Annotated in this window: 4 protein-coding genes and 1 pseudogene; 3 read left to right on the forward strand and 2 right to left on the reverse strand. The window is 71.7% G+C overall.

Going from position 1 to position 7,087, the window contains the following annotated elements:
• Positions 1 to 205 precede the first annotated feature (205 nt).
• Positions 206 to 550 (forward strand): annotated as a pseudogene (locus ACH4J0_RS42580) (IS30 family transposase); the annotation flags it as partial.
• Between the two features lie 136 nt (positions 551 to 686).
• On the opposite strand, the gene ACH4J0_RS42585 reads toward ACH4J0_RS42580, so the two are convergent.
• Both ACH4J0_RS42585 and ACH4J0_RS42590 read right to left on the reverse strand, forming a co-directional pair.
• Complete coding sequence (locus ACH4J0_RS42585) at positions 687 to 1,769, reverse strand: hypothetical protein (RefSeq protein WP_396246565.1); 1,083 nt, start codon at positions 1,767 to 1,769, stop codon at positions 687 to 689.
• Positions 1,770 to 2,154: 385 nt separating this feature from the next.
• A complete protein-coding gene (locus ACH4J0_RS42590; RefSeq protein WP_396246566.1) occupies positions 2,155 to 3,402 on the reverse strand; it encodes a hypothetical protein in 1,248 nt (415 codons plus the stop codon).
• 1,103 nt (positions 3,403 to 4,505) lie between these two features.
• Here ACH4J0_RS42590 and ACH4J0_RS42595 point away from each other — a divergent pair.
• Together ACH4J0_RS42595 and ACH4J0_RS42600 are read left to right on the forward strand one after the other, a co-directional pair.
• On the forward strand, positions 4,506 to 4,781 hold the full coding sequence (locus tag ACH4J0_RS42595) for an SHOCT domain-containing protein (RefSeq protein WP_396246568.1): 276 nt from the start codon (positions 4,506 to 4,508) through the stop codon (positions 4,779 to 4,781).
• The gene (locus tag ACH4J0_RS42600; protein ID WP_396246567.1) at positions 4,778 to 5,392 is read left to right on the forward strand and encodes a hypothetical protein; all 615 of its coding nucleotides are present in this window, start codon (positions 4,778 to 4,780) and stop codon (positions 5,390 to 5,392) included. Before ACH4J0_RS42595 ends, ACH4J0_RS42600 begins: the two co-directional genes overlap by 4 nt.
• Positions 5,393 to 7,087 lie beyond the last annotated feature (1,695 nt).

Below are 7,087 nucleotides of genomic sequence, written 5' to 3' on the forward strand. Positions count from 1 at the left end.
GTTACTGCATTAAGTGACATCGAAACCGGACGCACGGGTTGGAGTCCGGGATAAGCCTGGCGGGTGCCCGTCTATTGGCCAGGCGGTGTCCGGCATGGAGGCGGCGCGAGCCTGGTCTGCTGCTCTTGCACGGAACGTGGGAAGGCACGCTTCGACACTGCCGCCCGGGAGGGAGGCGAGAGGGAGCTCCACAAGCGGCTGAACCGCCGAGCAGGTGCGCGACGCCCTGGTGGAGACCGTGCGGACCCTGCCCGCTCACCTGGTGCGCTCGTTGACCTGGGACCAGGGCTCCGAGATGGCCGAACACGGCCTGTTCACCCTGGCCACCGACATCCCGGTCTACTTCTGCGACCCGGCCAGTCCCTGGCAGCGCGGCTCCAACGAGAACACCAACGGCCTGCTGCGGCAGTACTTCCCCAAGGGCACCGACCTCTCGATCCACAGCCCCGAGCACCTGGCCGCCGTCGCCGCCGAACTCAACGGCCGCCCACGCAAAACGCTCGGCTGGGAAACCCCAGCCGAGCGTCTGCATAAACTCATCGCGGCCTAGACAACCGACTACGTGTTGCGACGACCACTAGAAACCGCCCCGTGGCCGGACAGCCCCTCGACTGTGATCTCAGTGGTTGGTCACTCTGTTGGTGTGGTCGAGCGGGTCATCTGTGCTGCAGGTCTCGGGCGGGGGTTCACCAGTGCCAGGGGCCGCCGCGGTGCGCGGTGAAGCATTCGTTGCTGCCGTCGCCCGAGGCCGCGGCGTAGTTGGGGCTGCCCGAGTACTCGGCGCGCCAGCAGTAGGTGCCGGCGGCGGTCGGCCGGAACCTCGGGGAGGTGGCGGTGGCGGTGGTCGCCGAGGTGGCGGTCAGCGGGACCGGGCCGCCGACCTGGGTGCCGCCGCTCGGGCAGCTGGTCACGGCCGGTCCGCAGACGAAGAACGTCACCGTCGCCCCGCCGGCCGCCGGGTTGCCGCCCTGGCCGTTGCCGCTGATGGTGGCGTGGTCGGTGACCGGCCGTCGGAGCGGGACGGAGGTCTGCGAGGGAGTGGTGGTGACGTTCGGGGCGGCGGGGAAGCTGATGGTGACCGCGGGCGTGCCGGTCGGGTTGGCCACGGTGGAGAAGTTGGTCGCGTTCGCGGTGATGAAGCTCGACCCGCCGCCACCACCGGCACCGGTGTTGTTTCCGGTGCCGCCACCGCCGCCGCCCCAGAAGCCGGCGCCGCCACCGCCGCCGCCGGACGGGAAGCCGAAGTTTCCGCCGTTGCCGCCGATGCCCGGACTTCCGTTGCCTCCGGGGGTTCCGCCGCCGCTGCTGCCGCCGCCGGTTCCGCCGCTGGTGCACGTTCCTCCGGTGCCGCCACCGGCACCACCGACGCCGATGGCGTCGCCGCCGGGGTTGCAGTTGGCGGGGCCGGTGCCGCCGTCGGCGCCGGGCCTGAGCGGCAGGTTGGTGCCGCCGCCACCGCCGCCGCCGCCACCGGCCACGACCAGGCGCGGGTCCGTCAGGGGGTCACCGGTCAGCACGCAGCTGACGGAGGACGCCGAGCAGGTGCGGATGTCCGAGGCGCCGCCGCCCGCGCCACCGCGGGCGCTGCCGCCGAGGCCGCCGCCCGTCCCGACCTCGACGAACAGGGTGCTGCCGGGCGTGACAGGGAGGTCCGCGGTGACCCTCGCCCCGGCGCCGCCGACGCTGTCGGTGTCGGTGCCCTTGGCGCCGTCGACGACCACGTGGATGCGGGTCACCCCGGCGGGAACGGTGAAGCTGTCCTCGCCCACCGACGTGTAGGTACAAGTGGGGGGCGAGGTGGTGAAGCTTCCGCCGTTGCACGGCGGACCGGCCGCGTACGCCGTCTGAACGGGGACCCCCACCGTGGCGAGCGCCACGCTCGCGCTCACCGCCAAGGCACGCGACCACCGGGGTCGTACGAGCAGTGCCCGGCCGATTCGGCCGAGCTCTCTCCGCTCGGCATCCACCACCTGACGCATCGATCCTCCTGAGGAGTACGGCTCTTTTCACAGCCGAGAGACCCGATCCGACCACGCACGTTGCGACCGCGAGCGGCAGACGAAGGCGCTGCCTCGCTGCCACCTCTCCTGGGCCCCATGCCACGCGGGCCCCGTGTGTGCCGCTCGGTTCCGTGAAGCCGCCGACCGGCGACTCTCAGCCAGCTAACCAATGAGACGCACCGGCTTCGGACCAGCTGAGACCGAACCGCGGGAAAGTCAACCTGATTGGAGGCCGAGCACGTGCTGCCCGGGCGCCGCTCGTTGTTCGCGGACCTGGTTTGCGCGATGCGGCGCGAAGGTGCCAGTGCTCCTGCTCCACTGTGACTTCGCGATCCTGCGCACCCTGCTCGACGTGGATCGCAGGGTGGGTGAGCGTGGCAGCTTTGGCCGAGGCTGCCGCCCGGCCGCTGACGCCGGCCCGCCGCTCCAAAGGGGCAGCGCGGGCCTTTCGGTCGGAGTCCCGCGCTGTCGTCGCTGTCGTGGTGGGCCGGGTGCGGGTGTCCTCAGCTGTGGTGGTCGCAGTGCGGCCGGCCGTCGTGGTCGCAGTGGTGCCAGTGACCGGGGGGGTGATGGTGGTGGGGTCGGTGGAGGTGGCGGTTCCGTTGCCGCCTCCGCTGACGGTGGCGGTGTTGGTGAGAGTGCCGGTGGCGGTGCGCGAGACGCGGACCCACAGGGTGATGGGCGGGTAGGTGCTGCCGAGGTTGAGGACGTCGCTGCGGGTGCAGGTGAGGGTGGATCTCACGCAGTTCCATCCGGAGCCGACGAGGCGGACGGCAGTGAGTCCCGCCGGGAGGGTGTCCTGGACCCTGACGATGGTGCCGTCGGTCGGGGCGGTCCCGTTGTTGCCGACGGTGATGGTGTAGGTGCCCTGCCGGCCTGGGACGAAGGTTGCGGTGTGGGTCTTGGTGATGGTCAGGGAAGGTCTGCTGGCAGGGGTGATCGCGCCCTGCTGCGGGCTGTTGCCCACGGGGACAGTGGTGGTGACCGCGTTGGTGGTCATATCGATCACATCGACGGCTCTGGGGCCCCCGGGAGCGGCGACGTAGGCGTGTGTGCCGTCGAGGGCGATCGCCACGCCGACAGTGGCGCCGTTGGTGGCCACGGTCCCGGAGACCGTGGTCGTGGTGGTGTCGATCACGTCCACCGGGCCGTCCGTGCCGACGTAGGCGCGCGTGCCGTCAGGGGTGATCGCGATTCCGGACGGTGCGACGTCGACCTGGATGTTGGTGGTGACCGCGTTGGTGGCGGTATTGATCACCGACAGGTTGTCCGAGCCCTCGTTGGTGACGTAGGCGTGTCGGCCGTCCGGGGTGACCGCGACGCCGAACGGCCTCGTACCGACCGGGATGGTGGCAACGACGTTGTTGATGGCGGTGTCGATCGCCGACCTCGTCTGGCGCACCGCCGAGCCGACACCTCTGACCCACGCCTTCGCCGAAGCCGTGGAAGAGGCCGCGCAGGGTTGCGGGAGCTCGGACGAGGCGACGCCGTAGCTCCTGCTGTGACTCCTGATGTAGCTCCTGATGCGAGCACCCCCGCCTCGGGCGCGGGGTGGCATCTGTGCAGCTCAGGGGGCCAAGCAAGGTGGCCGGAAAAGCCGACAAGCCTCTCTGCGCGCCCCTGTCCTCCTGGTGGTGGGGTGGGGTGGGGTGGCGGTGGTGCGTCGTCGGGTCGGGTGGCCTGCGGCGCCTGATGGCGGGGCCCTGCGGGCGGCCGGCCTGACCGGCTGCCGATGCCGGGCCGGGATTGCCCACCCTGGGCCTTCGGCGTGGGTGAGGCGGTCAGCCGCTTCTGGGGTGCAGACGTCGTCGGTTGTGGTCTGTCCGCCCTGGATTCCTTCGTTCGGCTGCCGCCGCGACGCCGCCTGCCGGGTTCGCCCGGGCCCCGGGATGGGGTGCTCGGTGCGGTGCACCGAGCGGTGCGGGCCCCTTCCAGCGACTGCCCGCATCCGCGCAGGTCAGCCCTGGGGGCAGGCGCCCCGTCAGCGGCGACGCATCTGTTTGGAGCCGGGCTACGGCTGCCGCACGCTCCTGCACTCCGGTCCTTGCCACGGCACCAGGCTCGCTGGCGCGCCACTGCCGTCGCCCGAACTCTGGGGCGACGGCCACTCGTAGGAGCGCGGTCCGGGCGAAGTGCCAGCCAGCCGTCGTCGACTTTGGTATTGATCGAGCACAGGCCGTTTTGGTACTGACATCTCGGTGTCGCCAGCAGCGTCAAATCTGTGTCGTCCCACCGCGGCGGGCCGGTGGTTCTTCTGCGCGTCCGGCGCAGCCGTCCGCGCCGACCCGGGGCCGCCCTGGCCGGTCGCTCCCGGCGCAGCGCCGAATGCATGTAGCTCCTGAGGGCATGGCAATCGGCAGCACCAGAACCCCGCAAGCCGCCGGCCCTGCCCGCGCCGGACGCGCTCGGCCCCGGAAAGGGGGTCGTATGGCCCCTCTGCGTGGTAGCGGCAGCACGGACACTGGAGTCGGGAGACGTGCTCACCGGCCGAGGACGGTGATCGACATGATGTGGTACGGCGGTTGGGGCTGGGGCGGCTGGCTCGTCATGGGCGTGTTCATGGTGCTGTTCTGGGCGCTGCTGATCGCCGGTGTCATCGCGCTCGTCCACTACCTCACCAGCGCCCACCGCGACCGCCAGCCCGGTCCGCTTCCACCTCCCGGTGAGCCGGGCCGGGCCAGCCGGCGAGCCGAGGACGTACTGGCCGAGCGGTTCGCCCGCGGGGAGATCGACGAGGACGAGTACAAACGCCGGCTCGCGGTGCTCCGGGAGCACCGGTGAGTCCGGACCGGCGGCGCCGGATGCGGGTGGCCTGGGCCGGGGCGGTGGCCGCACTCGTGCTCGGCATCGCCACGACAGTGCTGCTCGCCACCTCCGGCGCTTTCCGCAGCACAGCACCAGCGACATGGCGGGTACCGGGTGCGCGGTGTGGTGCGCCGGCCCTGCCGGGCCAGGTGGTCGATGTGACCACGGTCGACATGGGGCCGGGCATGATGGGCGGCCCCAGCGGACGCACTCCGATGAGCGGCGGCCCCGGCCGGCAGGGCCTGGGCATGATGCGTCTGGTGGCTCACCCGGGCACGGTCGCGGCCGGGACGGTGTCGCTGCGGGTGTTCAACACGGGAGCCCTCACACATGAGGTCGTCGTGCTGCCCTTGCCGGCGGGCCAGAGCGCAGGAGAGCGCCCCGCCGGTCCCGATGGGCGGGTCGATGAGGCCGACGGCCTGGGCGAGGCCTCGCGCAGCTGCGGCGCCGGTACCGGGGACGGCATCACCTCCGGCGCGACGGGATGGACCACGGTGACGCTGCAGCCCGGCCGCTACGAGTTGGTGTGCAACTTCCCCGGCCACTACACGGCCGGCATGTACACCGAGCTGGACGTCACGCCCTAACCACAGGCCCCCGATCTATCTCACCGAGCTCGACCCCATCGTCGGGCTCCTCGTCGTCTACCCGCAGTCCGAGAGGATCTGGCGTGGCGAGAAGTTCCTGCTGACGGGGAGGTGAAGTCACGTCCGGAAGTGCAACGAAGCCGTCCGCGCCGACCGGCCGGCCCACGGCGGTCCCCCCGGTACCGCGCGGATTCCACGTAGACACCACCGCAGGTACCACCGTAGGCGGCACCGACGGCACCACCGCAGGTACCACCGTACGTACCCCGCCGCTCCCGGCCGCGTCCGCGCGTTTCCGCAGCTCAGCGGCCATTTTCGGACGGCCGGTAAATCCGACGACCCCTTCTGTCCGTTCCTTTCCCCGGCTTGCTGGTAGGTGGAGGGGCGGTGGTGGGTGACGGTCCGGTCGGCAGGGGTCTGACCCTGCGGGGCCGTGATGGTTGGTGAGCGCCCGGCGAACGCCGGACGCCCCCCGGGGCCCAGTCGGGCCGGTGCGGCGGCGATCCTCCGCCAGGCCCTCCCCCGGCCCGGCTGGACTGTCGACGCCGACCGGATCCGGCACCGCACCCCTGGCCCGACCGATGCCCCACGGGCGGCCCCTGGGCGGCGACCGTGGGGTCCTGACGCACCGTCCGGCCAGGGGTGCGGTCCGGCCTCCACACGGCCCGGGAACGGCCCTTCCCGGGCCTCCCGATGCAGCTCCTGATGTAGCTCCCGATGTGGCTCCTGCTGTGACTCCTGATGTAGCTCCTGATGCCGGCGCCCCCGCCCCGGGCGCGGGGTGGCATCCGTGCAGCTCACAGGGCCCACCAAGGTGGCCGGAAAATCCGACATCCCTCTCTGCGCGCCCCTGTTCTCCTGGTGGTTGGGGGGGTGCGCCGTCGGGTCGTGGTGGCCTGCGGCGCCTGCTGGCGGGCCCTGCGGGCGGCCCGGCCTGACCGGCCGCCGATTCCGGGGGCCGGGATCCCCCGCCTTTCCTGGCCTTCGGCGTGGGCGAGGCGGTCAGCCGCTTCCGGGTTCGGACGGCGTCGGTTGGGGTCTGTCTGTACCCCTGGTTCCTCTGTTCAGCCGTGGGACCTGGTGCGGCGGGAGGGGCGGTGCGGGGCCGGGCCGGTCGGGGTGGTCGAGGGTGTCGGGAGTTGCTGGGGTCGGGCCGGCCGTTGCGGGTGGGATCGACGCGGGCGGCGGGTCTGCCGGGGTTGTGCGGATGCTTGTGTCCAGTCGGCGATGAGCTGTGCGAGTTGGATGGTGCGGCGGTGCCCGGTGGCGCTGAACGACATCACTAGGAGCGCGGGGAGGTTGACCGCGATGAGTGGGAGCAGGAGTGCGGCTCCGAATACCGTGGCGACGGTGGCGGTTCCAGCTGCGCGGAAAAGCGCGGGAAGGTGCATGGCGGATTCTCCGTTCTTGTTCGACCGCCCGTTTTTTTGCCGGGCTTGACGGAAATCCTGTCTCGTCGTGTACCGGTTGCGGAAGTGAAACCTATTCCAGGGTTTTTCGGGCGGGGGTTGCCGGGATGGTTGCGGGTGCGCGCTTCCCGCTCCGCCTGGAGGGGTTCAGTGGAACCGGCGCGGGTGGGGGGGGCCCCCACCCCCCCCGCGGGGCCGGGGTTAAATGGCCGGGTGCGCGGGCCCCACCCGCGGAACAGCGGCGCCTAACACGGTGCGACGCGGGGGGGTAAGGGAGCGTGTACGG

Source organism: Kitasatospora sp. NPDC017646 (assembly GCF_044329365.1).
Classification (GTDB): Bacteria; Actinomycetota; Actinomycetes; order Streptomycetales; family Streptomycetaceae; genus Kitasatospora.